General features: G+C 50.2%; 22 protein-coding genes. 9 read left to right on the forward strand and 13 right to left on the reverse strand.

Annotation, left to right across the window (positions count from 1 at the left end; all coding sequences use genetic code 11):
* Positions 1-246: 246 nt before the first annotated feature.
* The 4 genes from pstB to FC99_RS08800 form a co-directional block, all read right to left on the reverse strand.
* Entirely contained in the window at positions 247-1,050 is an 804-nt protein-coding gene (pstB, locus tag FC99_RS08785; RefSeq protein ID WP_048735042.1) for a phosphate ABC transporter ATP-binding protein PstB, read from the reverse strand.
* Positions 1,051-1,062: 12 nt separating this feature from the next.
* The gene (gene pstA / locus FC99_RS08790) at positions 1,063-1,950 is read right to left on the reverse strand and encodes a phosphate ABC transporter permease PstA (protein ID WP_048735039.1); all 888 of its coding nucleotides are present in this window, start codon (positions 1,948-1,950) and stop codon (positions 1,063-1,065) included.
* Positions 1,940-2,893, reverse strand: coding sequence for a phosphate ABC transporter permease subunit PstC (gene pstC, locus FC99_RS08795; RefSeq protein WP_048735038.1), 954 nt, complete (start codon positions 2,891-2,893; stop codon positions 1,940-1,942). Before pstC ends, pstA begins: the two co-directional genes overlap by 11 nt.
* A gap of 79 nt (positions 2,894-2,972) precedes the next feature.
* Complete coding sequence (locus FC99_RS08800; protein ID WP_048735036.1) at positions 2,973-3,866, reverse strand: phosphate ABC transporter substrate-binding protein PstS family protein; 894 nt, start codon at positions 3,864-3,866, stop codon at positions 2,973-2,975.
* 281 nt (positions 3,867-4,147) lie between these two features.
* Here FC99_RS08800 and FC99_RS08805 point away from each other — a divergent pair, with 281 nt between their 5' ends.
* The gene (locus FC99_RS08805) at positions 4,148-4,498 is read left to right on the forward strand and encodes a hypothetical protein (RefSeq protein WP_048735034.1); all 351 of its coding nucleotides are present in this window, start codon (positions 4,148-4,150) and stop codon (positions 4,496-4,498) included.
* A gap of 134 nt (positions 4,499-4,632) precedes the next feature.
* On the opposite strand, the gene FC99_RS08810 is transcribed toward FC99_RS08805, so the two are convergent.
* Positions 4,633-4,836: a hypothetical protein gene (locus tag FC99_RS08810; RefSeq protein WP_048735033.1), complete on the reverse strand. Its 204-nt coding sequence runs from the start codon at positions 4,834-4,836 to the stop codon at positions 4,633-4,635.
* A 1,010-nt stretch (positions 4,837-5,846) separates the two neighbouring features.
* Positions 5,847-6,110: a hypothetical protein gene (locus FC99_RS08825; RefSeq protein ID WP_048735029.1), complete on the reverse strand. Its 264-nt coding sequence runs from the start codon at positions 6,108-6,110 to the stop codon at positions 5,847-5,849.
* A gap of 777 nt (positions 6,111-6,887) precedes the next feature.
* Here FC99_RS08825 and FC99_RS08835 point away from each other — a divergent pair.
* The 4 genes from FC99_RS08835 to FC99_RS08850 all read left to right on the forward strand — a co-directional run bounded on the left by FC99_RS08835 (position 6,888) and on the right by FC99_RS08850 (position 11,202).
* Positions 6,888-9,251, forward strand: coding sequence for an ATP-dependent DNA helicase (locus FC99_RS08835; RefSeq protein WP_048735026.1), 2,364 nt, complete (start codon positions 6,888-6,890; stop codon positions 9,249-9,251).
* Positions 9,248-9,940 (forward strand): hypothetical protein, encoded by a 693-nt coding sequence (locus FC99_RS08840; protein WP_048735024.1) that lies wholly within the window; start codon positions 9,248-9,250, stop codon positions 9,938-9,940. The genes FC99_RS08835 and FC99_RS08840 overlap by 4 nt, the downstream gene beginning before the upstream one ends.
* On the forward strand, positions 9,937-10,854 hold the full coding sequence (locus FC99_RS08845) for a sce7725 family protein (RefSeq protein WP_048735022.1): 918 nt from the start codon (positions 9,937-9,939) through the stop codon (positions 10,852-10,854). The genes FC99_RS08840 and FC99_RS08845 overlap by 4 nt, the downstream gene beginning before the upstream one ends.
* 93 nt (positions 10,855-10,947) lie before the next feature.
* Positions 10,948-11,202 (forward strand): hypothetical protein, encoded by a 255-nt coding sequence (locus tag FC99_RS08850; RefSeq protein WP_048735020.1) that lies wholly within the window; start codon positions 10,948-10,950, stop codon positions 11,200-11,202.
* Positions 11,203-11,417: 215 nt separating this feature from the next.
* Here the strand turns inward: FC99_RS08850 and FC99_RS08855 are convergent, their stop codons facing one another.
* Positions 11,418-12,458: a lactonase family protein gene (locus FC99_RS08855; protein ID WP_048735018.1), complete on the reverse strand. Its 1,041-nt coding sequence runs from the start codon at positions 12,456-12,458 to the stop codon at positions 11,418-11,420.
* A gap of 139 nt (positions 12,459-12,597) precedes the next feature.
* Between FC99_RS08855 and FC99_RS08860 the strand changes: the two genes are divergently transcribed.
* Positions 12,598-13,047, forward strand: a complete 450-nt coding sequence (locus tag FC99_RS08860; protein ID WP_048735017.1) for a GNAT family N-acetyltransferase — start codon at positions 12,598-12,600, stop codon at positions 13,045-13,047.
* 196 nt (positions 13,048-13,243) lie between these two features.
* On the opposite strand, the gene FC99_RS14210 is transcribed toward FC99_RS08860, so the two are convergent.
* Positions 13,244-14,056, reverse strand: coding sequence for a hypothetical protein (locus FC99_RS14210; RefSeq protein ID WP_048735016.1), 813 nt, complete (start codon positions 14,054-14,056; stop codon positions 13,244-13,246).
* 245 nt (positions 14,057-14,301) lie between these two features.
* Between FC99_RS14210 and FC99_RS08870 the strand changes: the two genes are divergently transcribed.
* The gene (locus FC99_RS08870; protein WP_048735014.1) at positions 14,302-16,533 is read left to right on the forward strand and encodes an SH3 domain-containing protein; all 2,232 of its coding nucleotides are present in this window, start codon (positions 14,302-14,304) and stop codon (positions 16,531-16,533) included.
* A 149-nt stretch (positions 16,534-16,682) separates the two neighbouring features.
* On the opposite strand, the gene FC99_RS14035 is transcribed toward FC99_RS08870, so the two are convergent.
* The 5 genes from FC99_RS14035 to FC99_RS08895 all read right to left on the reverse strand — a co-directional run bounded on the left by FC99_RS14035 (position 16,683) and on the right by FC99_RS08895 (position 22,213).
* The gene (locus tag FC99_RS14035) at positions 16,683-17,576 is read right to left on the reverse strand and encodes a hypothetical protein (protein WP_048735012.1); all 894 of its coding nucleotides are present in this window, start codon (positions 17,574-17,576) and stop codon (positions 16,683-16,685) included.
* A gap of 172 nt (positions 17,577-17,748) precedes the next feature.
* Positions 17,749-18,603, reverse strand: a complete 855-nt coding sequence (locus tag FC99_RS08880) for a hypothetical protein (RefSeq protein WP_048735010.1) — start codon at positions 18,601-18,603, stop codon at positions 17,749-17,751.
* Between the two features lie 394 nt (positions 18,604-18,997).
* Positions 18,998-20,587: an APC family permease gene (locus tag FC99_RS08885; protein ID WP_082153248.1), complete on the reverse strand. Its 1,590-nt coding sequence runs from the start codon at positions 20,585-20,587 to the stop codon at positions 18,998-19,000.
* Between the two features lie 221 nt (positions 20,588-20,808).
* Positions 20,809-21,513 (reverse strand): VIT1/CCC1 transporter family protein, encoded by a 705-nt coding sequence (locus FC99_RS08890; protein ID WP_048735007.1) that lies wholly within the window; start codon positions 21,511-21,513, stop codon positions 20,809-20,811.
* Positions 21,514-21,526: 13 nt separating this feature from the next.
* The gene (locus FC99_RS08895) at positions 21,527-22,213 is read right to left on the reverse strand and encodes a VIT1/CCC1 transporter family protein (RefSeq protein ID WP_048735005.1); all 687 of its coding nucleotides are present in this window, start codon (positions 22,211-22,213) and stop codon (positions 21,527-21,529) included.
* A gap of 289 nt (positions 22,214-22,502) precedes the next feature.
* Here FC99_RS08895 and FC99_RS08900 point away from each other — a divergent pair, with 289 nt between their 5' ends.
* Together FC99_RS08900 and FC99_RS08905 are read left to right on the forward strand one after the other, a co-directional pair.
* Positions 22,503-22,991, forward strand: a complete 489-nt coding sequence (locus FC99_RS08900; protein ID WP_048735002.1) for a Fur family transcriptional regulator — start codon at positions 22,503-22,505, stop codon at positions 22,989-22,991.
* Between the two features lie 977 nt (positions 22,992-23,968).
* Complete coding sequence (locus FC99_RS08905; RefSeq protein ID WP_048736372.1) at positions 23,969-25,063, forward strand: peptidoglycan recognition protein family protein; 1,095 nt, start codon at positions 23,969-23,971, stop codon at positions 25,061-25,063.
* Positions 25,064-25,215: the final 152 nt, after the last annotated feature.

Genomic DNA, 25,215 nt, shown 5'->3' on the forward strand with positions numbered 1-25,215 from the left:
ATGTTAACTAGCGATTCAGCTAGTTTACAGCACGGGCGACTTTGAAGACACGGATTTTTCGTGGCTTCAAATCGAGTCGGAAGCCCGTCGCTCAGGCTGTAGCGTCCCCATAGCCGCGGAATCCCTGGCAGCCGTAGTGCGGTCAACTTACACTAACTTAATTTGGTCAACAAAATTTTGGGCTGTACGTAAAAAGGAGCCGAGCATGACGCCTCGACTCCCCCATGGTACTTGATTTTAAAACGACTACCCAAAGCTTCCGGAGATGTAATCTTGAGTTACTGGAATCTGCGGATTGCTGAACATCGTGGCGGTTGGCGTGTACTCCATCACGTGACCGAGATGGAAGAATGCACACTGACTGCTGACCCGCGCTGCTTGTTGCATGTTGTGGGTCACGATGATAATTGAATACTTCTTTTGTAATTCCAACAACGTCTCTTCGACCTTCACTGTTGAAATTGGGTCTAACGCGCTACAAGGTTCGTCCAAAAGTAAGACGTCGGGTTCCATCGCAATCGAGCGGGCAATACATAACCGCTGTTGTTGGCCCCCAGATAACGCCAAGGCGCTCTTGTCCAAGCTATCCTTGACTTCGTCCCACAGGGCAGCGCCCTTCAAGCTCGTTTCAACTCGTTCTTCTAGTTCTGCTTTGCCCTTTATCCCGTTCGCCTTTAACGCGTACACGATATTTTCACGAATCGACTTGGCAAATGGGTTTGGTCGTTGAAAGACCATCCCGATGTGGCGCCGAATCTCGTAGATGTTCACGTTCGGTTCGTTGATGTCGACGCCGTGGTACCAAATTTTACCGGTCACGGTGGCGATATTATCATTCATCCGATTCAGCGAACGCAGATAGGTCGACTTTCCGGAACCAGAGGCCCCAATTAATGCGGTAATCTGGTTTTTGGGAAAGCCCAAATCGGCATCGTGCATCGCGTGGTTCGCGCCATAGAAGACCTGCAAGTTTTCCGTACGCATCGCCAAGGACACGTTATCGGGGAAGGTCTGCACAGCAGTCTTTTCAAACGAATATTGTTTTAACATAGCAGCTCCTCCTTACTTGCTGGCCGTGACGCGCCGGTAAAGGAAGTTCCCCAATACCCGGGCACCTAGGTTGAATAGTAATACGGCAATGATCAGCACGGCTGAAGCGGCAGCGGACAGTTGCGCCGCGTTGCTGGCCAGCCCCTCCGTGTTGACCTTCCAAATGTGAACGGCCAACGTTTCAGCGGGCCGGAATGGGTTCAGCGGACTCGCCGGATCCATAGGGTTCCAGTCCGAAAAATTGGTGACAGGCGCACTTTGACCGGCCGTGTAAATCAAGGCAGCGGCTTCACCGAAGACCCGCCCAGCACTCAACACGATCCCCGTCACGATTCCTGGTAGTGCGACTGGTAAGATAATCCCGATTTCGGTCTTCCACTTGGACAAGCCCAGTGATAGCCCAGCTTCCCGTTGGTTACGGGGAACGGCACTCAGCGACTCCTCAATGTTCCGTGTTAACAGCGGCAAGTTGAAGAAGGTCAGGGCAATGGCCCCAGAAATAACAGAGAAGCCAATCTTGAACTTCACCACAAACAGCAGGAAACCAAATAACCCAACAACAACGGATGGCAGTGAACTCAAGACTTCAATTGCGGAACGAATCAAGCTTGTCCGCCAATTGTCCTTCGCGTACTCCGCCAAGTAGATCCCCGCTCCCAACGAAATCGGGATAGAAATCAACATTGTCAAAACCAACAGGTAAAAGGAGTTGAAGAGTTGTACGCCGATACCACCGGCACCACTGAAAGCGTCAGTCGTTCCCGTTAAGAAGGACCAGCTCACATGCGGTAACCCAGAAATCAAGATGTAGGCCAATAAGAAGACCAAGATACCGACCACTGCAGCCACAATTAAATCAATGACGACCGTCGCGATAAAATCTTTACGTTTAGCGTCCATTCTTTAATTGCCCCCTCTTAGCGATGAATCGAACCAGTGCGTTGAAGAATAATGACATGAGTAACAGAATCAACGCTAAGGACCACAAGGCATTGTTAGGCAACGTCCCATCGATAGTGTCCCCAATTCCAGTCGTTAACTGACTGGTCAGAGTTGATGCTGGTGAAATCAGGTTTTTAGGCATGATAGCTGCGTTCCCAATCACCATTTGAACGGCCAAAGCTTCACCGAAAGCCCGCGCCATCCCGAAGATGACGGCGGTCAAGATCCCGGGGGTCGCGGAACGTAAGATCACCCGCGAAACGGTTTGCCAGCGGGTCGCCCCTAAAGCCAATGACGCTTCCTTATAGTGCCGCGGAACGGCGCGTAAACTATCGACCGTCATCGTGGTAATCGTTGGCAACACCATGACGAAGAGCACGAAGGTTGCCGAAATGATCCCGAAACCAGAGCCCCCAACTAAATGTCGCATGAATGGAACAACGACGGCTAACCCGATGAATCCGTAAACTACAGAAGGAATCCCAACCAACAGCTCGATGACGGGTTGGAGTACTTTTCGTCCCTTATTTGGTGAGATTTCCGTCATGAAAATGGCAGTTCCGACCGCAAACGGTGTCGCCACAATGGCAGCGGCAAAGGTTACGGCAAACGACCCCACAATCATCGGTAGAGCACCGATATTTCCCTGATCAGGAGCCCAGTTGGTTCCCGACAGAAATTTCCACAAGCTGACGTGGTTCTGCGTAAACGTCGCAATCCCTTTAGATGTAATGAACCACAGCATGGACGCGACCACCAAGATAATCACGCCGATACAGAGGTAACTGATGCCGCGCCCAATCCAATCTTTACGGGTTGCGCGGGTTGCCCGGTGCAGGCGGGCATCCCATTCGTGGGATTGGGCGTCTTGTTTTTTCAATTGAAAATTGGTTTGTTCCATAAGTTGACTCCCCCTTAAAAAAAGATGAAGGCGCTACGACCGCACCTCCACCCATGTGACAAACAACTGATTTTAAAAATTAGTTTTGCGTAACGGCACCCTTAGCATCCTTAGATACCTTCATGTCGTGAATACTGATGTAACCCATGTCCTTAACCAAGCTGTCTTGAACCGTCTTGGAGTCCATGTACTTCAGGAAGGCAGTCGTGGCCTTGTCAGGCGTGCCCTTCGTGTACATGTGTTCGTAAGACCAGATCTTCCACTTGTTGGTTTCAACGTTGTTGTCCGTTGGCGTTACACCATCAATGGAAACGGCTTGTAATTTGTTCGTGAAGTATGAGAAGGCTAAGTAACTTACAGCACCTGGCGTTGAGCCAACGATCTTTTGAACAGCACCGTTAGAATCTTGTTCTTGAGACTTCACAGCGTCAGTACCCTTAAGAACGGCGTTTTCGAACGTTGCACGAGTCCCACTACCTTGAGCCCGGTTGATGATGACGATCTTTTGGTCCTTACCACCAACTTCTTTCCAGTTAGTGATCTTACCCGTAAAGATTTGCTTCAATTGTGCCATCTTCAGGTTCTTGATACCGGCATCCTTGTTGACAACTGGGGCCATCCCCACAACGGCAACCTTGTGGTCCGTTAACTTGTCAGCCTTGATTCCGTCTTTTTCTTCAGCGAAAATGTCAGAATCCCCGATAGAAACAGCACCGGCTTGAACTTGGCTCAACCCAGTCCCGGAACCGCCACCTTGAACCGTCAGAGTCACCTTGCTGTTCTTAGCGGTGAAGTTGGCGCCGGCCTTTGCTGCCAATGGTTGTAAGGCAGTTGAGCCAACCGCTGTCACCTTGCCGGATAGTGCTTCGCTACTGCTGCCCTTGCTACTGGATGAGCTCGTGGCCTTGCCACAACCCACTAATAGTAAACTAATTGCTGCAATCCCCATTGCTAACTTTGATCCCTTATTCATCTCTGTCACTCCATGTCTTTTTTTAAGTATAGTAGAACCACCACTTCGTAAGCTAAGCATCTTCGTGGTGCCTCCCCTTAACTTACAACCTTGATTCTAAGCGATGAATATATATTCTTCGTCGCATTCGTGTAAATTTTCGGTAAATGTTGCCGGATTTTTGATTTATTCTCGATATTTCAGATAGTTAACCCCCAAACACGATTAATACACCAACTATGGGGGATTAATTGCGTCTTACCCGGTAAATGACTAGAATTAGAATTGAGAGGTGACCAGAAGTGGCAAATAAGAATGAACGCGCGGAACGGCACGCTATTATCGTTGATATGAATGACTTTCTGATGGATTATGCGGCTGAAAAATTGGGGAAACAACCCGATTTGGCCAAAAAGGTCGCAACGGCAGCCCAGTCCGACTTAACCGGCCTGGATCAATTGTTTAAGGACGACGGTGTTGGGCGTCGGACTAAGTATCTCGACTTAGCTGCGGGCTTTTTACGCGACGAAGCGGACGCCGATGAAGATAACCAAAAGCACGACTTCACGGCCGCCAGCGAAACGTTGGGCAAAGAAGCCATCGCCTACCTGGCCAGCCACGCACAGGACTTCGACCGTTGGGAAGAAGCTTAGTGTTAATCTAATTGAAACCAAAATAAATACGAGAGAAAATTTCCAATCGCCATCGCGGTGACCCGAAATTTTCTCTCGTATTTTTAGCTGTGAGCCAACATAACTTGCCGTGTTAAAATGACCCCCACTTGGCGTTACTGCCACTGCCATAAATCGGCCTTCATATTCGTCGCAATGATCTGCGCTAACAGGTCGATAAATTGATCTGGCATGTACTTAGTCGTATCCAGGCTCGTGGCCTTGCCGTTGACCTTGGTAATGACCAGTCCCTCGTGTGCCAACGTTAAGCCATACTTGGGGGCAATCTGACATAGCCGTGTGATTTTTGCTTCGTCCAAATGTGGTGACTCCCTTCACGCAATCTAAATTGAGCTTAGCGAATCGCCTGCCGCTCGTCAAGCGCCCACGACTAAAAAGAGTATAGCCCCGTCTCGCCAAAAGTTATGACGGTCTTTTTATTTTCTAAATTCGTGTATAAGCGTTCTCTAATGATTCGTGCCATGCAGTCATTACTTTATTGAGAGTGTTCAAACGTTTAAAGAATAACGTCAAACAACTCACCACTAAATAAAGCAAACCCCGCAATTTCAAGAACCATGGAAGCCCACGCTGATAAAAAGGTATCTCCTTTCTTTGAGTTTTTTTACTACTTTGCATAGCAATCACCCTCTTAGTATGGATTTACCAACCGTCTTTAACTTCTCAAAGCTCACAATTAAATTTCAGCATATTTTATACCTTTCTAGTTGGAAACCTTTGCTTCAATATTGGATGATTTGGAGAAAGTCACTTACTTTTAAAAAAACTATATCCAACTAAGAAAACGCCAACAAAAAATTCTGTTGCATTTCTAAACCAATCTTCTTTACTATAAATATAATGATTCGTGAATATAGGAAATATTTGAATTGTTGAAATTATGAAGAGATTACCAAACCAAAATGTAATTTGTTTATAAAAATATTTGTTAATTTTCATGTTACCGCCTCTAATAGCTGTTTTTTTCTATTCAACCACACTATAGTATTTTACTGTTAGCTAATTATTTGAATAGTTAGGTTAATTTGCGTCTCACAATGAGCTATTACAAGCACACAAAAATTATTGGAATCTATTCGAATCTATTGACCGATTTAACTAAAAAGTGAAATCTTAAATTAGTCAACCTAAAAAAAGAGTCTAGGACAAAACTTCCAACTCGAATAAAAGGGTCCATCCAAAAAATCGTATGATTTCTTAGATGGACCCCTTGAGCTTATGCATACACAGAGATGGTAATCCCTGGTATTCTTTAGGTGCTGAACCAAAAAGAGAATATAGCCAGCCCCCCCCTCTAACATAATCTCTTTTAATAACAAAATTGATCCTTTGCCAACTGTTGATGGATTGCGGCCGCCAATTGGGCTTCGTCCGGACCATCCGCAACCACTTGAATGAATTTTCCGCCATACTTCGATAGCTGGGCCACTTCATGCTGGAGTTGCGGGTTAAGTTCGACATCGCGGACCTTGATAGTTGCTGTGCCCGTGTAGCGTGAACAAATTTGCTTCAGGGCAACTGCTTCGTCAATTGAGGGCGTTACTTCATATAAAGGAAAGCCAATCGTTTTCATCGTGATCACCTCTATCTCCATTGTAAGCGATTACATAGTTGGTGCCAAGACTTTTATAAGAAAATCACAAGAAATAATTCGAGCCGAACGCGCGTTCAAACTTCGCCCAATCTATGGTATGATACCGGTTGTGTGAAACAAGCTGTGTGACTGCCGCCTGCGGCTACCAGGCGCCACACTGTGGGGGACACCCGCAGCCAAAGAGCGGTCTGCGAGTTCGACTTGAAGCCTCGAAAGTCACGAGTCTCCAAGCTCGCCCCGTGCTGTAAGCCGACTAAGAAACGTCGACTAACACCACCGACACAGTGCTCTGCCTGGTTTCCTCCGGCTCGTGTCGACAGCCTATTTCAACGTCGTAGTTTTTCCCGCAGTTGGTGACTCCTGCTTATCAGTAAGTAAGCATCATCCCCATACCACCTATGATGAGAACTAAAAAACGACTACTAAATCAACATACCGTCTACCACAAAATTCAAACCGACATATTACATAATTGACATCATTACTACCACAACATTCATTGTAGCAGCGCACAATCATAGCCGGAGGCGGCCAGGGATGGAGCCCGCTGTGTCGATGGCGTTAGCTGACGTCCTTTGGCAGCTTACGGCATGGGACGGGATGAAGACGGGTGAGCTTCGCGGCTTCATCCCGAGGTCACAGACCGCTTCTCAGGCTGCGACCGGTCCCCACAGCAGGCGGAATCCCTGGCAGCCGCAGTGCGGCCATTTACGCACAACACAACCCAACATAAAATAGAAAGTGAGGCGACGAGTGATGACCATTAAATTAGGTGTACGGGAGTTGGTGGAGTTCACCTTACGAACTGGGGACCTCAGCAGCACTTCCGGTAGCCAGAATACGGCGCTACTCGGCGCACAGATTCACCGTCGCCTGCAAAAGCAACGCGGTGCAGACTATCAGAAGGAATACTATCTCGACAAGGCCCTCACGTTAAACGGCAACGACTACTTGCTCCACGGCCGTGCCGACGGGGTCACACTAACGGAAGATGGCGCCAGCATCGAAGAGATCAAGACTTCGGAGACCGTTTTCAATCAACTCAGTGACAATACCCTGACCCTGTACTGGGCGCAGGTCAAGATCTACGCCTACCTGTTAATGGAGAAGGAAACCGACCTCGACGCCGTGACCCTCACGTTGACCTACTTTCAGACCAACACCGAGACCACCACGCAGACTGACCAGACTATCACCCGCGCCGAGGCACAAGACTTCTTCGATACCGTCATCACCGAATACGTCACCTGGCTCAAATTCCGCTCCGATTTGCGTGACCGCCGCGACCCAACCATTAAACAGCTCACCTTCCCCTTTGACCACTATCGGCCAGGTCAACGGGAACTAGCGGTGGCCGTCTACAAGACGATTCTCACCAGTAAACGGCTCTTTGCCGAGGCCCCGACCGGAACGGGGAAGACCATTTCGACGCTCTTTCCAACCATTAAGGCGGTTGGTGAGGGCGTCATTCAACGCATTTTCTACCTGACCGCCAAGCAGAGCACCCGGCGCGTTGCCGAGGAGGCCATCACGCTCATGGCTAGTCAGGGACTCAAATTAAAGAGTATCACGCTCACCGCCAAGGCTAAGATTGCCTTTCCCGAAGAGGCCGACCTGTTGCCCGAAGAGAACCCATACATGCTCGGCTACTACGACCGCCTCAAACCGGCGTTGCTGGACCTGATCCAAAATAACGACCAGCTCACCCGCCCGGTCATCGAAGAGTATGCGCGCAAACACACGCTGGATCCGTTTGAATTTCAACTCGACGCCAGTCTTTTTTGTGATGTCATCATCGGCGATTACAACTACCTGTTCGACCCGCAAGTCCACCTGCAACGTTTCTTTGCGACCGAGGACCCGGATAACTTCTTCCTGATCGATGAAGCCCACAACCTGGTCAGTCGCTCGCGGGACATGTACTCCGCGGCCATCAGCAGTCAACCGCTTGACCACCTGGTTGAAGTGAGTCGTGACCTGCCACAAGCCAGCAAGAAATTACACCGCCGACTGGCCGACCTGCGTGCGACCTTTGACGACATCTGCGCGCCACTACTCGCAGACGGACGCACCGACAGCACCTTCCTAACGCCGCCCGAAAACTTCGAACACGACCTCGGCCGCCTAGTCGAGGCCATCCACGACTGGCTGGTCGACCAGCCACAGACGCCCTTCACCCAGGCTGTTCTCGACTACTACTTCGCCGCTATTAGCTACCAACGTATCGGCGAGTACTACGACGACACCTACCGCATGCGCCTCGAAATCGACGATGGCAACATCACACTAAAGGAACTCTGTCTAGACCCCAGCGCCTTTCTCGCCGACAGTCTGGCCCTCGGACACGGCGCCGTCTTATTTTCCGCGACCCTCTCCCCCATGGACTACTACCAAACGGTGTTGGGTGGCGATCAGGACAGTCTGGCCTACCGCCTCGACTCCCCCTTCGAGCCACAGCACCAAGAGATTCTGGTCACGACCTACATCCAAACGACCTACAAACAGCGCGACGCCAACCTGGCCAACATCCTCCTGGCCATTAAAACGTTGGTCGACGGCAAAACCGGCAACTACCTGATTTTTTTGCCGTCATACCACTACCTACTCGATGTCAGTCAGGCCTTCGCCATGGCCTACCCGCACATCCACACCGTCAGCCAGCAAGCCCAGATGGCCGAGGCGGACCGGACGGCATTTCTCGATAATTTCAAAGCCGATCCGGACACGACCCTTGTGGGGTTCGCCCTGCTGGGAGGGATTTTCGCCGAGGGAATCGACTTGAAGGCCGACCGCTTGATTGGCGTCGGCATTGTCAGCGTTGGCCTGCCGGGGATCAATCCCGAGACCGACCTGATTCGTGACTACTTCGATCAGGATTCCCACAACGGCTTCGCGTACGCCTACCAGCTACCGGGCTTAAACAACGTCTTTCAGGCGGCCGGTCGTTTGATTCGCGGGTCCCACGACGTTGGCATCATTTTACTGATGGACCAGCGCTTCGCCAGTCCGCGCTACACCCAGCTCTATCCCCGTCACTGGCAGCATTTCCGTCGACTCTACCGACCGGAGCAACTACCGATCGCCGTTCAGAATTTTTGGCATCAGGAGGTCTCACAATGAAGACAAAATTAACGTTAGCCATGGAAGCCACCCTTTACGCCTACTGCCGCGAAGCCGGGGCCTTTGCCGTCGAGGAAGTCACCATGCCCGACGACGCCGGCATCGTCGACACCCTCAGCTATCAGGAACTGGCCGACAAGTCTATCGAATGGCGCTGCTACGAGCTGAAGGTCACCAAGAGCGACTTCCACTCCAAGGCCAAGCTCTCCTTTGTTGGCCACTACAACTACTTCGTCCTGCCACTAAAATTGTATCAAGAGGTCGCCGACGAGATCCCGGCGCACATTGGCGTGTTGATCTACCGCCCATTTGACCCGGAAATGTTGGCCACGGCGACCGAGGCCCCGACCACACCGGGCTATTTGACCGTGACTCGGCCCCCACGCCGGCAGGATTTACAAGTGCCCGAGTCGGAATTGACCACCCGCTTCATCGCCTCGCAGGCCAGAGAAGTCGGCAAGGCCAAACAAATGGCGACCGGCCTCAAGCAATACAGCACGGAGCACCTCTATCAGGAACTGAAAAAAAGGCACCAACACTATGATGTCTACGATCCCGATGCCAACTTTTACGATCAATTCATCGACGACACCCAGTCCGCAGCGGTCACGGCCCTCCAGAGCGAAGTCGACGCGCTCAACCTGGAACGCCACGAGCTCCAAGACCAGCTGAAGGAGCGCCGCCCATGATCTACTTTCCTTACTTTCGCGGCCGGCAATACGACCTACTGGCACTGAAAAACATTGCCCAACAACATATTTTGCCACGAAATATTATCCCGATTATTGAGCCGGTCCGTGACATTCGTGCACTTCCCCAGACCGTGGCGGCCTTCGTGGAACATGATCAGCCACTGGTCGTCATCGCCAATCCGACCGTCAGTGATTACGCACTGACCCAGCAGAAACTCTACGATTGGCGACCGTACGCTGAAAACCCCAACCTCATTGTCGGTCACATTTTGACGCCGACTACAATTCCGGGCGACCTGCACGCCACCCCAACGCAACAAACACTACTGGTGGCGCGGCAATACGACGAGTTGGTCGCTGCCAAACACGCCGAATGGCTGGATGATCCGACCTACCTGTTGGTGCCCCCGGAAGCCCGCATTCGTCAATTACTCACACGGCCGACGGGCAGTCTGTTCGATCACGCCTGGATTCCTGAGCACGACCGCAGTTATGCCGATATTGAGGACGGTTTTTTCAGCGAGGACTGGCAAACGGCCACTTGGGACGGCTACACCAGCGTCAGCGATTACACGATTGGCGGCGCCCATTACAGCGAGCACGGCTATCCGTCCCGCGCAGTCACCCTACATCTGACCTACTTTGCCGGCGACCAGCTACGAATTCACCGCTTTGTGTCCGATGACCGCGATGACTACCGCCATCCCAAGGAGAAGTTCTTCCAAGCCGTGGCCAAGTTAGCGGCGTGGTTACCGGCACAGCCCGCGGCGGTCCAGACACCGGCCGCCCTGGCCCTCGCCGACTATCACGTGACGCAGCACTTTCCCGGCTTGGGCGTCGTCAAGCGACTCAGTCTGGAGCACCATTTACAGACGATGGCGGGTTACTTTAAAGAACACTATCCTTGTTGAATGCTTAGACATATTAGCCCGTCCATCCCCAATACCCCAAAACCGTTCACCCGTTGTGCTATACTGGACAACGTTAGGGGAAGGGGAAAAATCATGAAAATCAGTCGGGAATTCATCTTTCATTGGTTAGGCTACAACAAAGTAACCAAGCATTACTCCAAATGGTGCCGGGTGCTCACCTACTTATTTTGGCCGCTGGCCGCGCTGGAAGCGATTGCGTGGTTCGTCGGCGGAGATGTTTGGTGGACGCTTCTGGTGAACGGACTGGCGGCACTTTATCTGCTGGTCAGCGTGCCATCATTTGCTATTGAGCTTATTCGGATAGCCTACCGGGATGATCAGCATTAGGGGAATCTTAATTTCAGATATATAAATAGCGTTTGGAAGGTTGTGAGTTGCACACAGACTTTCCAAACGCTATTTTTGATTTTATGGTGTTGAAACGTGCGCTCAAGGGCAGCTGGCTCCGCTTAACACCGGTCAGCAAACAATCCAAACCCGGGATTATTCGCCGACCGCCGTTAATGCTCACCAGCTAACCGCCCTTGAGCCCACTCTATTCTTTATGCCGGTAAAACGCTAACGCCTTCCGGAACCATGAAGTCTTTTTGAACCAAGGTCAACTTCCCGCTCTGGGCGTCGCGTTGGAACAGACTTGCATTGTCGGAGTTTTGGTTAACGACCAGGAGTAAGCTCTGGTCTGAGGTCCAGTTGAAGTCACGGGGGAAATCACCTTCCGTGGAGATCCGTTGAACCGTGGTCAACGTGCCATCTTCAGCGGTCGCGAAGACCGTGATGGAGTTGTTACCCCGGTTGGACACGTAGATGAAGCGACCGTCACTGCTCATCCGAATGGCAGCGGAACCGTTGTGCGCCGTCCAGTCGTCTGGAATCGTCGAGATGATCGACTTCACCGTGAACTTGCCGGCAGCGGCGTCGTAGTCTAAAGTAGCCACGTTGCTGCTTAATTCACCGACTAAGTAAGCGACACCCTTCTTGGCGTCAAAGACGATGTGCCGTGGACCGTAGCCAGCTGGTAGATCAACGTGGCTAACAGGGGTCAATTTGCCGGCGTCAGACACGTCGTACAGATAAACCTTATCTGAACCCAAGTCACAGACGACTAACCGGTTATCGGGGGTCAGGTCAGCGAAATGGGGGTGCGGACCGTCGGCTTGTTCGGGTGCTGGACCAACTGGATCTTGGTCGATCACTTTATCCGTTTCCGTCAACGTGCCGTCAGCAGCGATGGCGTAGACCTGAACCGCAGCGGTGTGGTAGTTGGCCGTGTAGACCAATTGACGCGCTTCGTCAACCGCGACATAGGCTGGTGAGGAACCGGTAGCCAAGACCTGTTGAATGGCCCGTGGCTTGTCTTCACTCATATCGTAGATGATCAATCCACCATGCGTAGCCCCGTCAGTTTCCTTCTTGTTGATGACATACAACCGCTTAGCCGCAGCCTTTGCGATGTAGGTTGGGCTCCCAGCTGATGCTAACCATTCACAATCCGTTAACTTCGGTGCCTTGGTGTCCACGCTGACCCGGTAGATACCGCGACTAATCCGCTTGGTGTAAGTTCCAATATAAAAATCTTCCGTCATGTGTGCTACCCCTTTCAACTTGCCAATATCACTTTCAAGTATAGCACAGCTGAACGATTAACACCGAGGAAGTCACTAGCGTTCAGCAGCATTTACCGGTACAATAGGGCTAAACAGATTCAGAAAGGAATCACCGCACATGTCTAGCTTCGAAGGGTATCATCCCCTTTTAACCCCCACGTTTCGTTTCGACTGGCTCACCCGCTTCAAGTTAAAAAACGTTGCCGACCTGACTAGTCAGGAGCTCGGCGAAACGGCCGATTGGGTCAACACCACCATGCGTAACACCATGAGCCGCACCGCTTTGACTTGGGGCATCGAGCGGCGCCGCACCCACAAGTTGATTGGTTGGGGCGGCTTCACTGACCTCGATCTCATCGCGCATAAGGGGCAGGCCTGCTTGACTGGCAAACGCCTCCCCGCCGCCGAACAACAAGAAATCGTTGACCGGCTCGTCAGCTTTGGGCGTGAGGAACTTCAGTTGACCAAACTGACCTTACCAGACACCACCCGACTGGACGATGCCGTTCTGATTGCCGCTGGCTTTGTCCAAACGGACGGGCAATGGCGCTGGACGCTGCGTCGGTAACCTCAAATTGTAAACGAAAGAGTCTGGGAAAAACTCCCAGACTCTTTTTGCGCTCCGAACGTATATTGCGGAAACGTGCGACAAAAGGCAGTCAACTCCGCTTAACCCCGATAGACAAACAATCCAAAACCGGGATTATTCGTCTATCGACGTTAATGCTCATTGACTAACCGCCTTCTGTCCCACTCTTTTTTAGTTATTTCATTGCAAAGACCAGTAAGCCCATGCCACTCCGCAAATAATTCGACTGCGTTCCAATGCCGAGCGGCGCAATCTTGCCGGCAATCTGCCAGCGTTGTAAGGTGGCCTGTCCCTTAGCATCAAGCGCCGTAGCCACTGCCTGCTTGACCTCGGTTAGGTTGTTCGGATCAGTCACCTTGAACCGAACCAGGTAAATGGCGCTGTAGTCGTCATGGTTAGCGGTCAACACCTGATTGAAATCATTGTTAGCCTGCATGATCTGTTCCGTTAGAATCGGCTGATTATCGCCGAACGCAAAGACCTGATTGACGGCCGCCATCAACTTGGCATCGTAAGTGGCATGTGGAAATAACTTCATCAGGCTAATGTCTGCCGGCTGAAGTCCTGCCGCTTGCGTTGCGGCCGTCCAGTTCATCGTTGACGTTGTTGGTGTCGCGGGGTTACTAGCGGCCGGTTTTAAATATCCGCGCCAGATCCAGCCACCGTGCTGACCATCGGCACTGTTGACGTGGTAGTAAATCAGATATTTGCCGGTAACCACGTCATACAACTTTTCGTGGGCATTGGTCACCCACGTGACGTCTGAAAGACTGCTGTTATAGCCATACCAAGTCCCCAAGTGCTTTGAATAGCGACTGCCGTGAGTTGCCGTCATCGCGTGCCGCCCCATGCTCGTCCGCCAAACTAAGCGCACCGAATTAGACCGACTGGCCGAATACTGCGAACTCGCCGACGCCGTTGTGTTCAGGCTACCTAACAAACCAGCACTGATGCCTACAGCAATGATTCCCTTAACAAATCGTTTCATGTTTTGACCTCCCCAGTCTTACTTTTATTTTAGTCAGAACCTTGCCCAAGAGCTATCCAACCCCTAAAACATTTCCGAAAATTAAATAAATCATGTCCCCGAATTCAATATCCTCTCTTCGCTAAAAGGTGGCCCTTGATTGACCATAAACTGACCATCGACTGGCATGTTTCACTGCTCTTTCGCCCTTATTATATAAATCGTAACAAGGATTCAAAAAATAATAAGCGAAAGAGGTTTTCAAAATGTCAATTGATGTTAGTAACACGCCAGACATGTATACCATTACCATCTCCGGAACCTTCACGTTCAACACCAACTGCCGAGTACGGAATACCCCAGATATGAGTGATGGCGGTGTCGCCACTTATACGTCTGGCATGACCGTTACCTATGACAGTAAATTAAAGAACGGCGACCACCTCTGGCTGTCCTACATTGCGGATAGTGGCACCCGGCGTTATATTCCGTACGCCAACACCGATACTGGGGTCTACTTTGGGACGGATAGTAATCCCGTTGACCCGGTTCAAGCAGCCGCCAGCTCGACGCCAACGCAGTCTTCATCAAACGATTCTGGCTTAGGTACCCTATCTGGTCAAGCCGGTGCGGATGTCGCCGACCAAACGCCAGATGGCACAACCCTAACCATGAGTGGGAGCTTCACCTTCAATACAACTGCCCGCGGGCGGGACAATGATCTGATGTCCGCCAATAAAGGGGACACCTTCAACAGTGGCGACACCGTCTACTACGATGCTAAGATCAAAAATGATGGTCACTACTGGTTCGAATACTCTCACTACGGTTCTGGTACCTACTATGTCCCTTATACCACTATCAGTCCTTTCCACGTTTATGGGACCGACGACAATCCTGGTGACCCTGTGTACCCTCAAGACCAGAGCAGTACAACAACTACTCCAAGCACGTCAACTACGTCACGAGACCATACTGGACAGGATACTGGACTGCAGGAACTGACTAGTGATGATAATCGTGTTCCAGTCGGGGAGGGTTATATTTACCCTTGCCGTGGAAGCCTAGTATTGAAATCTAACGCAATGGGACGTACTCAACCGGATATGGCTGCCACTGAGGTCAAAAAGTATTTAGCTGGAAATAAGATTCCATACACAGCCCGTGAATTCGCAAATGGTCACTTGTGGGTCGTAGTTAACGATAGTGGTGATGAATTATATTTGCCTGTTAGCACAATCGCAAATTATAAAAGTTCATACTATCATGATAAAAAGCACTACACCTCAACTTACTCCTATGTTTTGACCGACTACAACGCTACTCAGCCCTTCTCGGAACTATGGCCTAACACCGCGACAACCAACTTCTTTGATGTCAATGATACAAGCTCTTCTGAAGTTGGAACCAACATTACTAACATTTCTGCTACAACCGAATTAACGCCATCTTCTGACGAACTAAACGCAATGCAACAACTAGCAGATGAAGTCAATGCCAGTGCCGATGACCAAAGTGTTTCCATCGCCTACATTACCGATACGCATTTCGATAGCTATAAAACACCCGGAACCGCCCGCGTCCTTCACAGTATGCAATTAATGAGCTACTTCGCAAAAAACTTTGGCGTTGACTTAGTCATCCATGGTGGTGATTTGAATGACGGCGTTAAGCCTAAAGATATCTCAGAAGCGGATATCAAGCGAGCTGTCGACGCAATTAAATTCAGTCAACGTCCCTACATTATTCTACAGGGGAATCACGATGACAACTCAGGATATTCCCGTGACGAGTCTGGACTAGATGCTAGTCAAATTATCACGAATGAAGAGGCCTTGTCCCTACGTCGAAACTGGTTCAGTAACTGGCTGAATATTCCTGACAACAACCCAAACAATGCTGTATATGGATCTTACCAGGTTCCAAACAGTAACGTGACTATCATTGTCCTCGATGGGTTTGATCAAGCTGATGCCTCCAATCCAACTCGAGAGATGGTTCGGCATGGTCACACCGAATATTCTACGGCACAACAAAATTGGTTACAATCTATCTTAGATACAATTGATGATAGTCAAAAAATTATTGTCTTTGACCACATCTCTCTGAGCGGCGTTCCTTTAAATCAGTGGGCATGTCAAGAGGATGGCTGGTTTGAATACTCTACGGCACAATCATACCAAGCTGGTATCCAATCTAGCCAAAATATTTATAATATTTTGGAGGATCACCAGAGTAATCACGAAAACATCCTTGGCTTCTTTGCTGGTCACACCCACCTTGATAATAATGCATTTTCAGGAGGCATTCAATTCATCACAACGGCTTGCGCATTAGCCGACCGCGGGATTGGAGCTAGCTCTCGTACTAACGGAACATTGTCTGAAAATGCTTGGGAAATCATCCAAATCAATCCAACCCGTAACGAAATCATCCAATACCGACTTCCAGGCGGGCACACCGATACTGAGTACTTTAAACAAACCTGGCAAATTTAACAATGACCTCTCAATAGTTGAAAACCTCACTACTAATTCAAAGCGGATTGGTAGTGAGGTTTTTCTGTCTTTACATTTCACTTTGACACTAAACATGTGTTGTATATAAAACTGTTGAAACTTTACAAACTGAAATTGCTGAAAATTATTTATTCTTGGACCAAGAAAACGACGCCCTCTCCATACGGCGTATTCTCATCATCAGTGTTCTCCTCAATCCCGCCACCAATTTTCCAGCCTGAATAACTAAAATCACGAATATTCTTACTATATCCCGCCGCTGATAGCGCTTGTGCCATTTCGTCTGTGTTATCTGTATCTTTTACATTAATTACGATTGCCCTAAAGTCTTTGTACTGAATTCCTATGCCACTCAAAAGGTATTCGACCCCTGCTTGAGCTTGGGGTGTTCCCATACCAAATTGGAGGATATTGTTACCATTTGCAATAAAATCATTAGCTGCAGTCTCCACTGACCTATCATAAACACAATTTGGAAACATCTTCATCAAGTTGACATCGGCCGGTTGTAAATCAAAGCCTTGGATTGCATTCGTCCAATCCATCGTTGAAGTTGTTGCCGTTGCTGGTGCCGTGTTATCACTCGTACTGGTTGAACCAGTTCCAGTCGTACTTGTCGATGGTGTCGCGACCGGAACAGTAGTCTTCGCTTTCTGCGTCGAACTAGCATCGTTTAAATACCCTCGCCAGATCCAACCACCATGCTGACCATCTGCACTGTTCACATGATAGTAGATCAGATAGTTTCCGGAATCTACGTCGTATAACTCTTCATGAGCATTCGTATACCAGACCATATCTGGTGTATTACTATTGTAATCATACCGAATACCTAAATGCTCTGAATAACGCGCTCCCTGACTCGCCACTAACGCGTGCTTGCCCATACTCCGCCGCCAAACTAATCGGACTGAGTTAGACCGACTGGCGGAGTATTGTGAGCTCGCTGAAGCGGTTAGTGTTCCGCCAAATAGGCCTAAACCAACGCTTGTGGCAATAATACCTTTGACAATCTTTTTCATTATAATTGCCTTCCTCTCATTGAACCTAGTTTAGTCAGAACGCTATTTCTCGGCCACATAAACGGTGAGCACAGTCGCTGATAGTAAAGGTTCGGCCCTCAATTAATCGGTCCGCACGAAAAAGCGGCCACCACGCCGTTTAGCGTTTGGTGACCCCCTTTCTTAATTCCTGCTATTCACTGTCGTCTTCATACATTACCGCATAATACGCGCGCATTGCTTTGAGCGACCGATCTTTCATTTGACTATTCGGTACCGTGTGGAACCCGATTCCCACCCGTGGCGACGCAACTCTTGGTAAGGCATCCTCAAAGTTCTGCGCCATGTTCTTGACCTGCGTCGCGTACGTCTGCGACAGGCCCAGCCGTGATTGGAAGTCCTGTTCCGTAATGTAAGCCACGCTGCCGTTCAAATTGTGCGGGTCTAATTTTAACCGCTGTATAGCTTGTTCGCTGTTAAAGTCTGGATTCAAGTACATCTGCTCACTCTCGAGTTGGGCGTAGGCATTCACTGCTGCCTTGAACTTGAATGTGGGATACGCCTGCTGAATGTAAGCCACCACGTCCTTGTCAAACTGCGCCGTGCTTCGCGCACTGTTTAAATTTAGCTTGCCCGTCACGGGTTTAACCGTCCCGCTCTGACCCAGGGTCGCTACCACACCGTCCTGCAGATAACCGCGCCACACCCACGCGGCGAACAGCCCATCACTGCTCTTCACGTGGTAGTAGATCCGATACTTGCCGGTCGCCTTGACCTGCACCTTTTCGTGAGCATCCGTGTAAAATGTCAGCTTGGTCAGTGTGCTCAAATCCCCGTAGCGATAACCCAAGTGCTTCGAATAGCGGGCCCCTTCACCCGTCGCATGAACCGCGTGTCGCCCCATCGACCGCCGCCAGATCAACCTGATTGAATTTGACCGTTGTGCCGAATACTGAACCTTCGCCGCTGCGGTCACCGTCATCCCCGTTGACGCTAGACCAACCACCGCAACGGCCATAGCAACGCGTTGCCAAATCTGTTTAACCATAATACCTGCCAACCTCCTCTGTAAGCTGCCCTCAGCGTAGCATATCCCCAGCGACAGTTACCAGTCCTTTCGAATTGCCCCCATGAAAAAATCCCCCACCAAATTAATGGGTGGGAGACTTGTTTTAGTATCGTTTTAATTGGCGTGTAAATTACCTTCGCCTTACCGGCTGGCCAGCTATGAATTGAACCGGCACGACTGAGCCTATGTCTGACAACCTCTTGGCCTGCACGGTTATTCTCTCCACCAACTAGGAAAATGACCACACGGATTGTTAACGTCCACACTATGACATGTAGGCTACGCGAGAATTCCACCAGTTGTCATGACAGCGCACGGTCAGAGCAGCCGGAATCCCTGACAGCCGGAGTGCGGCCATTCTAACAAAATCCCACTAGTCCTCATTAACTCGCTGGTTCAACTCCTCAGCGATGCGGAACGACTCACTGTAGTAAGCGTCGTGTACGCCCAGGTAGTAGCAGGCCAAGCTCCCGGCCGCCACGAATACGAAGTCCAGCGGATACGGCAGCGTTCCCAGCCCACCGAATTCTGCACTCCCCATCAGCGACATGATGGTCAGCCAAACCATTTCGGCCAGCAACCACCGGCTGCCCTTGAGGCTCGCCCGTAGTGATTGCCACCCCGCTGGCTTTCGGATTTCATAATACACGTAGCAGACCAGTCCCAACGCAATCACGCCGAAGACCTCAATCGTAGTCGGCCACTTGGCCCAGTAGATGGCCAGGCTTGCCAGCACGTAGGCCAGCGGTGCCCACCAGTTCAGACCGTGCAGTCGAAATGGCCGGACAAACTTAGGTCCCTGATGGCGGAGCGCCGTCACTGTGACCGGCCCGGTCAGATAGGCGATCAGCGTCGACGTCGAAATGACGTTGGACAACGTACTCCAATTACGAAAGCCCGCGACCAACACCACACCGAGCAGCATATTGACGATCATTGCCCGTCGCGGTGTCTGGTACTTCCGGTTGATTTCACCCAACCTTGTTGGCACGTGCTTGGTCCCAGTCATGGCAGCCAGAGCCCGACTCGTCGTCGCCACGAAAGAGACTCCGGTGCCAAATGGTGACACGAAAGCGTCCAAGTACAGCAGTGTCGACAGCCAGCCTAGGTTCAACAGAATGGCGAGGTCGGCAAATGGTGACTGGAAGTTGACTCCCTGCCAACCATGTTGCAACATCCCCGCTGGCACGGCCCCAATGAAGGCAACCTGTAGCATCGTGTAGATCACCGTGCTGATTCCAAAGGCGATCACGATGCCCCAGAGAATGTTGCGCTCCGGGTGCTCAATCTCATTGCCCATGTTGATGGTCGTCTGAAAGGCATTGTAGGAAAAGATGATTCCGGCGGCCGTGGTCGCTGAGAAGATCGACGCACTCCCGGCCGGCATGAAGCCTGCGGTGTGCGCAAAGTTTTGCGGTTCAAACCCCGTCCAGATCAAGACGATGATGGTCAACGTGGGAATGGCTAATTTAAAAATCGAAATAAAGCTCGTAAATCGAGTTAACAGCTTTACCGACCAAAAGTTCAGGAGGGTAAAGGCCAGAATAAACAGGAAGACGATCACCAGTCCTTGATTGGTGATGTTGCCATCTCTCAAGAACCCGCGCGTCCAGTTGGCCCAGGACCACGGCCAGGAACTCATGTACTGGACTGCCGCCACCGCTTCAATCGGAATAATCGTTAAGAGGGACAACCAATTCGACCACCCGGCCACAAACCCCAATAAGGGGCCGTGGGAGAACGCGGCGTACTGACTCATCCCGCCACTCGTGGGAAACATCGTCCCCAGTTCAATATAATTCACTGCAATCAGGCCAATGACGACAGCCCCTAAAATCCATGATAAAACTGCGGCTGGACCGGCGATTTGTGCGGCCATCCCGGCCCCAAACAGCCACCCCGAGCCAATGATGGCACTCAGCGTTAACATGACTAGCGAGTATAAACTCATCTTGCGCTTCAAGCCAAATTCCTCACTTTCAAAAAAATAATCCGTCAGTGACTATTGGGTGGACGCCGGCAATCTCGCCTGCGCCACCATGCTCAGTCAGCTTCGCCTTAAGCAAAGACTGGATACAAAAGGACCGAACACCTCGTCGATTTTAACAACGACCCAATCTGACGTGTTCGGCCCATTTTACACTTGCTCTCTGGCAATGCCATAAGAAAGTGGGAATAATCTGCTTAGAAGAACTGACCGACGTAGTAGTGAATAAACATGGTAATAATCCCGACGATCACGTTACGAATAATAGCTGTCTTCACTAATCCATGGCCTAATTTAGCACTCAGAAATCCCGTCAACGTGACGGATAACAGTACGGCCACGATGGTCGCTGGCCACTGCGTTGCGGCTGGAAAAAGCGTCATCGCAGCCAGTGGGAAGGCCCCACCCAGTGACGCCGCAATCAGTGAAGAAAAGGCGGCGTCCCACGGATTCATGTAGTGGCCAAGTTGAATGTCTTCCTTAACGTTGACGACCGTGCCCAGCGCGTCCTTACTCATCAGGTCCTTAGCGATGGCCAGTGCCGTTTCTTCGGTGACCCCGCGGTCTAGGTAAAACTGCTGGACGGACTTCAATTGCCCCGCATAGTCCGTGCCCAGTAACCGTTTTTCCTTTGCGACGGCCGCCTTTTCGGTATCCTTTTGCGTGCTGACGGAGGCGTATTCACCCGATGCCATGGAAAAGGCACAGGCCAGTAGGTCGGACAAACCGGCGATAAAAATCGTAAACTGGTTATTTGTTGCGGCGGCCACACTGAACAGGACCCCGACAACGGTCAAGATACCGTCATTTGACCCCAGCACGCCGGCCCGCAACGTGTTGAGCTTTTCTTCCATTGTTTGATGTTGCTTTTTAGCTTTCTTCAATTCTTGATTTGCAACCATAGTTGAGCCTCCCCTAGGCAAATAAAGTACCAATGCCGTACGTGACCAGCATCGTTAAGATTCCGGCAATGACGTTACGCATCGTCCCGTTCCGGCGGTTTGCGTTTCCCAGCATCGCCGCCACGTAACCGGTAATCGACAGCGCCACGACCACGGCCAAGAAGGTCCCCAGAATGCGCCATTTTGCTGGCAACAGACTGATCGACAGCAGTGGCAGAATCGACCCCGTTGGGAAGGAGATCATTGACGCAATCGCTGCGGAAAATGGATTGGTATACTCACCAACATTGAAGCCAAACCGTTCGCGGACGGTAGTCTTCACGGGATCATCGGCCATCATTTCCTTCGTCGCCTGTTCCGCTAACTCGGGCTTGATCCCAGTTGCCGCGTACTTATCACGAACAAAGGAGAACTCCTCCTCATAATGATCGTCCAACGCGACCGTTTGCGTCTCGATGGCTTTGCGTTGCGCGTCCTTCTGCGTGTTGACCGAGACATACTCGCCCATCGCCATGGAGACCGTCCCGGCAATCATTCCGGCGATCCCGGAAATAAAGATGGCGTAACTACTGGTAGCCGCCCCCGCGACACCAATAACGATCCCAGCAACGGAAAGAATCCCGTCGTTGGCCCCCATCACACTGGCCCGTAGCACGTTGATTTTTTGGGCCAACGTGGCTTGCTTTTTTTCCTTTTTCATAACTACTCCGCCCCCAAAAGATTTCCGATAACTCAATCACATTATAGTTTAACACTAGTTAGAAACAAAAGTTAGGTGTATCTAATTAATCTTAGCTAATTTAGAATGGTTATTATCTGCTAACGAATCCATTGTACTCACTATCCCGGAAAAAGTAAACGCCAATTTGGCAAATTTTAATTTTTAATCACGATTTATTCTAAAGTAGAGCGGAATGCTGGACGTGTCGTCAAAATGTGGTTTAATAGAGTCAAACTAGACTGATTATAAATTAAAGGAGGGATTCCCAATGGCTAGTCAGCAACAACTTCTCAATCAAGCCTTGAAGACGCTGAAGGAGCACCACGTCCGGGTGACCCCACAACGACAAATTATCTTAACTTATCTGGTGACCCACCATAACCATCCGGCGGTCGACACCATTTTTAATGCGTTATCGGATCAACTCCCTAACCTTAGCATGGCCACTGTCTATAACACGCTTAACCTCTTAGTGGACCTTGGTATCGTCATTGAATTACCGAACGACAACGGTGGAATTCGCTACGACTTTTACGGGCGGCCCCACTATCACGTCATCTGTGAGAATTGCGGCAAGATTACCGACGTCTTCGCTCCAGACTTCGACGAGATCGAACAGGAACTGAACCATCAGGCCAGCGAGCAAACGGGGTACTTGGTGACCAGCAATCACGTGGAAGTCTACGGTCTCTGCCCCGAATGTCAACAGAAACTGCACATCGACCGGAAACGGCAGAGTTGGGCTACTGCGGAGTAGTTATACTTGCGTGAAATGACCGCGCTCCGGTTGCCAGGGATTCCGCCTGCTGTGGGGACGCTTCGGACTGAGAAACAGTCCTCTCGCTCGCTTTTAAGCCGCGGAAAACACGCGTCTTAAAAGTCGCCCATCTTGTTAGCTAGCCAGCAGCCAGCTAACAAGATTACCACGGCTGGCTGCATCCCTGGCCTCCTCCGGCTCACGTTGAGCGCTAACTTTACTGACGCTTAGCCTAGGCTCTGGATTTTACGTTGGGGCCACTCAATTTCGATTGAAATTGTCATTGTCGTTGGGCAGTCAGCAGATGGCTTTTCAATTTACAAAATGCGTTTCATAGGCACTAACCGTTAGCAGATTCTCGAAAATAGCGTGCCCTACTGAATCCTAGTAGGCGCATGCTTTTTATGTTGACCAGCGTTTGGTAAGTTGGCGAGATAACAAAGCAGATTCTTCCGTTCCATGGTCATTAGGTGTTACCCTTTTCAGTAGAGGGTATCGACTAGCGGAACTGCTAACTGTGACTTCAGCCAGTAGCTTCCATTAAGTGATTTCTACACTGAATAGATTTACGGATGAAATATATCTTTATAGGGTGTCGCTGGTAGGCTTGGCGCATTTCCAGAAAGAACCGAGAAACGCCACTATATCAGCATTATTGGTCAACGTTTACCTTAATTTTGAGTAGACTTGCTGCCAATAAAATAGCTAACCAAGTCAAAATGTATAAACCCTGACACTTAATATTACAGATAAGTTACAGGGGACACCAACATTTAATCTATTTGCAAACACCGCCAGTAAAGCCCATAGCACTCGTTATTAGCACCGTAATATTACGCATAAAGCCCAATGTGGCGGTTGTCGGCAGAGCCAATCATGTATATAGTTGATAACGGATATTATCGACTGAGCAACCGCTAGCACACGGCTGTCGTAATTAAACTAGAAGAAAGATATGAGGGATGATCAGGGTGAAAATGCATAAAGTAGTTTTAACCGCACTGGCCACACTGGGGGCAGTCGGAATTTTCGGCATGTCAACGACCACGGCTTCAGCTGCCAGTTCCAACGTCAACGATTATATTAATAGTCAGGACATCACGCCGGCAAAAGTCACAAAGAATGTTTGGGGTGGATTTCCAAAGTACAAGTATCGAAATGGTAAAGCTAAACCTGAAGGGGTCGTCATTCATGAAACGGCCAACCCTTCTTCAACCATTTACAACGAAATTGCCTACATGAAGCGTAATTACAACAACGCCTTCGTTCACAGCTTTGTCGATGCTTCTAGCATCATCAACATCGCCAATACCGACTACCTCTCATGGGGTGTCGGCTATCCAGGTAACGCCCGTTTTCTCCAATTTGAACAGGTCGAAGTCCACAGCAAGTCTGCCTTCGCCCACGAAATTGCGAACGCCGCATGGTATACCGCTTATCTGTTAGATGAATACAACTTGAAGCCTAACGATGCTGCCTACGACGGTAAGGGAACGGTTTGGTCCCACGGTTCCGTTGCGAAATACCTCGGTGGCTCTACCCATACCGATCCCGTTGGCTACTACGCTAGCGCCGGGAGCAAGTATTTCGGGCAAAAGTACACCATGGCTATGTTCTATCAAATGGTCAAGAAGTACTACAACAGCATTAACCTGACCCACACGAAGTTAATGGCTGCCAACTACACTGGTGTTGACCAGCAGGCACAGCTAAGCAACAAGTACAAGAAGTACTACCTGTACAACCACGTCAAGGGTTCCAACAAGAACGCCAAGCGTCAAAGTTGGTCTAAGATTTCGCCTAAGGTTGGCAAGACCTACTACATCGACATGACCGCTAAGAAGAGCAACGGGTCAATGTGGTACCGCATCCGTCCATCTAAGGACAGTGCTAAGCGTTACTGGGTCTACTCTGGTAACCTGACCAACATCACCGACGTTGTGACGGCAACCGCCACGAGCGCCAGTGCTTCTAGTGAGTCCGCGGCCACCTCTTCCAGCGTTGCTAGTTCCAGTAGCAGTGTCGTTGAAAGCAGCGCAACCAGTACCAGCAGTGCTAGCAGTAGCAACTAAATTCTAACGTGAAACGGCTCGCCCATAAGTTGTATGGGGAGCCGTTTTTTTGTGCTTTTAAGACCTTAAAGATTGATGAAATTGTCGCACTGCGGATGCCAGGGATTCCGCCTGCTGTGGGGACGCTTCGGACTGAGAAGCGGTCCTCTCGC

It is taken from the genome of Levilactobacillus koreensis JCM 16448 (assembly GCF_001435525.1).
Taxonomy (GTDB): domain Bacteria; phylum Bacillota; class Bacilli; order Lactobacillales; family Lactobacillaceae; genus Levilactobacillus; species Levilactobacillus koreensis.

What these genes read in the sequence shown, in the direction of transcription:
- FC99_RS08800 (WP_048735036.1), bottom strand. Translation starts at nt 3,866, where the DNA reads ATGAATAAGGGATCAAAGTTAGCAATGGGGATTGCAGCAATTAGTTTA.
- FC99_RS08825 (WP_048735029.1), bottom strand. Translation starts at nt 6,110, where the DNA reads ATGAAAACGATTGGCTTTCCTTTATATGAAGTAACGCCCTCAATTGAC.
- pstC (WP_048735038.1), bottom strand. Translation starts at nt 2,893, where the DNA reads ATGGAACAAACCAATTTTCAATTGAAAAAACAAGACGCCCAATCCCAC.
- FC99_RS08835 (WP_048735026.1), top strand. Translation starts at nt 6,888, where the DNA reads ATGACCATTAAATTAGGTGTACGGGAGTTGGTGGAGTTCACCTTACGA.
- FC99_RS14035 (WP_048735012.1), bottom strand. Translation starts at nt 17,576, where the DNA reads ATGAAAAAGATTGTCAAAGGTATTATTGCCACAAGCGTTGGTTTAGGC.
- pstA (WP_048735039.1), bottom strand. Translation starts at nt 1,950, where the DNA reads ATGGACGCTAAACGTAAAGATTTTATCGCGACGGTCGTCATTGATTTA.
- FC99_RS14210 (WP_048735016.1), bottom strand. Translation starts at nt 14,056, where the DNA reads ATGAAACGATTTGTTAAGGGAATCATTGCTGTAGGCATCAGTGCTGGT.
- FC99_RS08890 (WP_048735007.1), bottom strand. Translation starts at nt 21,513, where the DNA reads ATGGTTGCAAATCAAGAATTGAAGAAAGCTAAAAAGCAACATCAAACA.
- FC99_RS08860 (WP_048735017.1), top strand. Translation starts at nt 12,598, where the DNA reads ATGTCTAGCTTCGAAGGGTATCATCCCCTTTTAACCCCCACGTTTCGT.
- FC99_RS08840 (WP_048735024.1), top strand. Translation starts at nt 9,248, where the DNA reads ATGAAGACAAAATTAACGTTAGCCATGGAAGCCACCCTTTACGCCTAC.
- FC99_RS08900 (WP_048735002.1), top strand. Translation starts at nt 22,503, where the DNA reads ATGGCTAGTCAGCAACAACTTCTCAATCAAGCCTTGAAGACGCTGAAG.
- FC99_RS08855 (WP_048735018.1), bottom strand. Translation starts at nt 12,458, where the DNA reads ATGACGGAAGATTTTTATATTGGAACTTACACCAAGCGGATTAGTCGC.
- FC99_RS08880 (WP_048735010.1), bottom strand. Translation starts at nt 18,603, where the DNA reads ATGGTTAAACAGATTTGGCAACGCGTTGCTATGGCCGTTGCGGTGGTT.
- FC99_RS08845 (WP_048735022.1), top strand. Translation starts at nt 9,937, where the DNA reads ATGATCTACTTTCCTTACTTTCGCGGCCGGCAATACGACCTACTGGCA.
- FC99_RS08870 (WP_048735014.1), top strand. Translation starts at nt 14,302, where the DNA reads ATGTCAATTGATGTTAGTAACACGCCAGACATGTATACCATTACCATC.
- FC99_RS08905 (WP_048736372.1), top strand. Translation starts at nt 23,969, where the DNA reads ATGCATAAAGTAGTTTTAACCGCACTGGCCACACTGGGGGCAGTCGGA.
- pstB (WP_048735042.1), bottom strand. Translation starts at nt 1,050, where the DNA reads ATGTTAAAACAATATTCGTTTGAAAAGACTGCTGTGCAGACCTTCCCC.
- FC99_RS08850 (WP_048735020.1), top strand. Translation starts at nt 10,948, where the DNA reads ATGAAAATCAGTCGGGAATTCATCTTTCATTGGTTAGGCTACAACAAA.
- FC99_RS08895 (WP_048735005.1), bottom strand. Translation starts at nt 22,213, where the DNA reads ATGAAAAAGGAAAAAAAGCAAGCCACGTTGGCCCAAAAAATCAACGTG.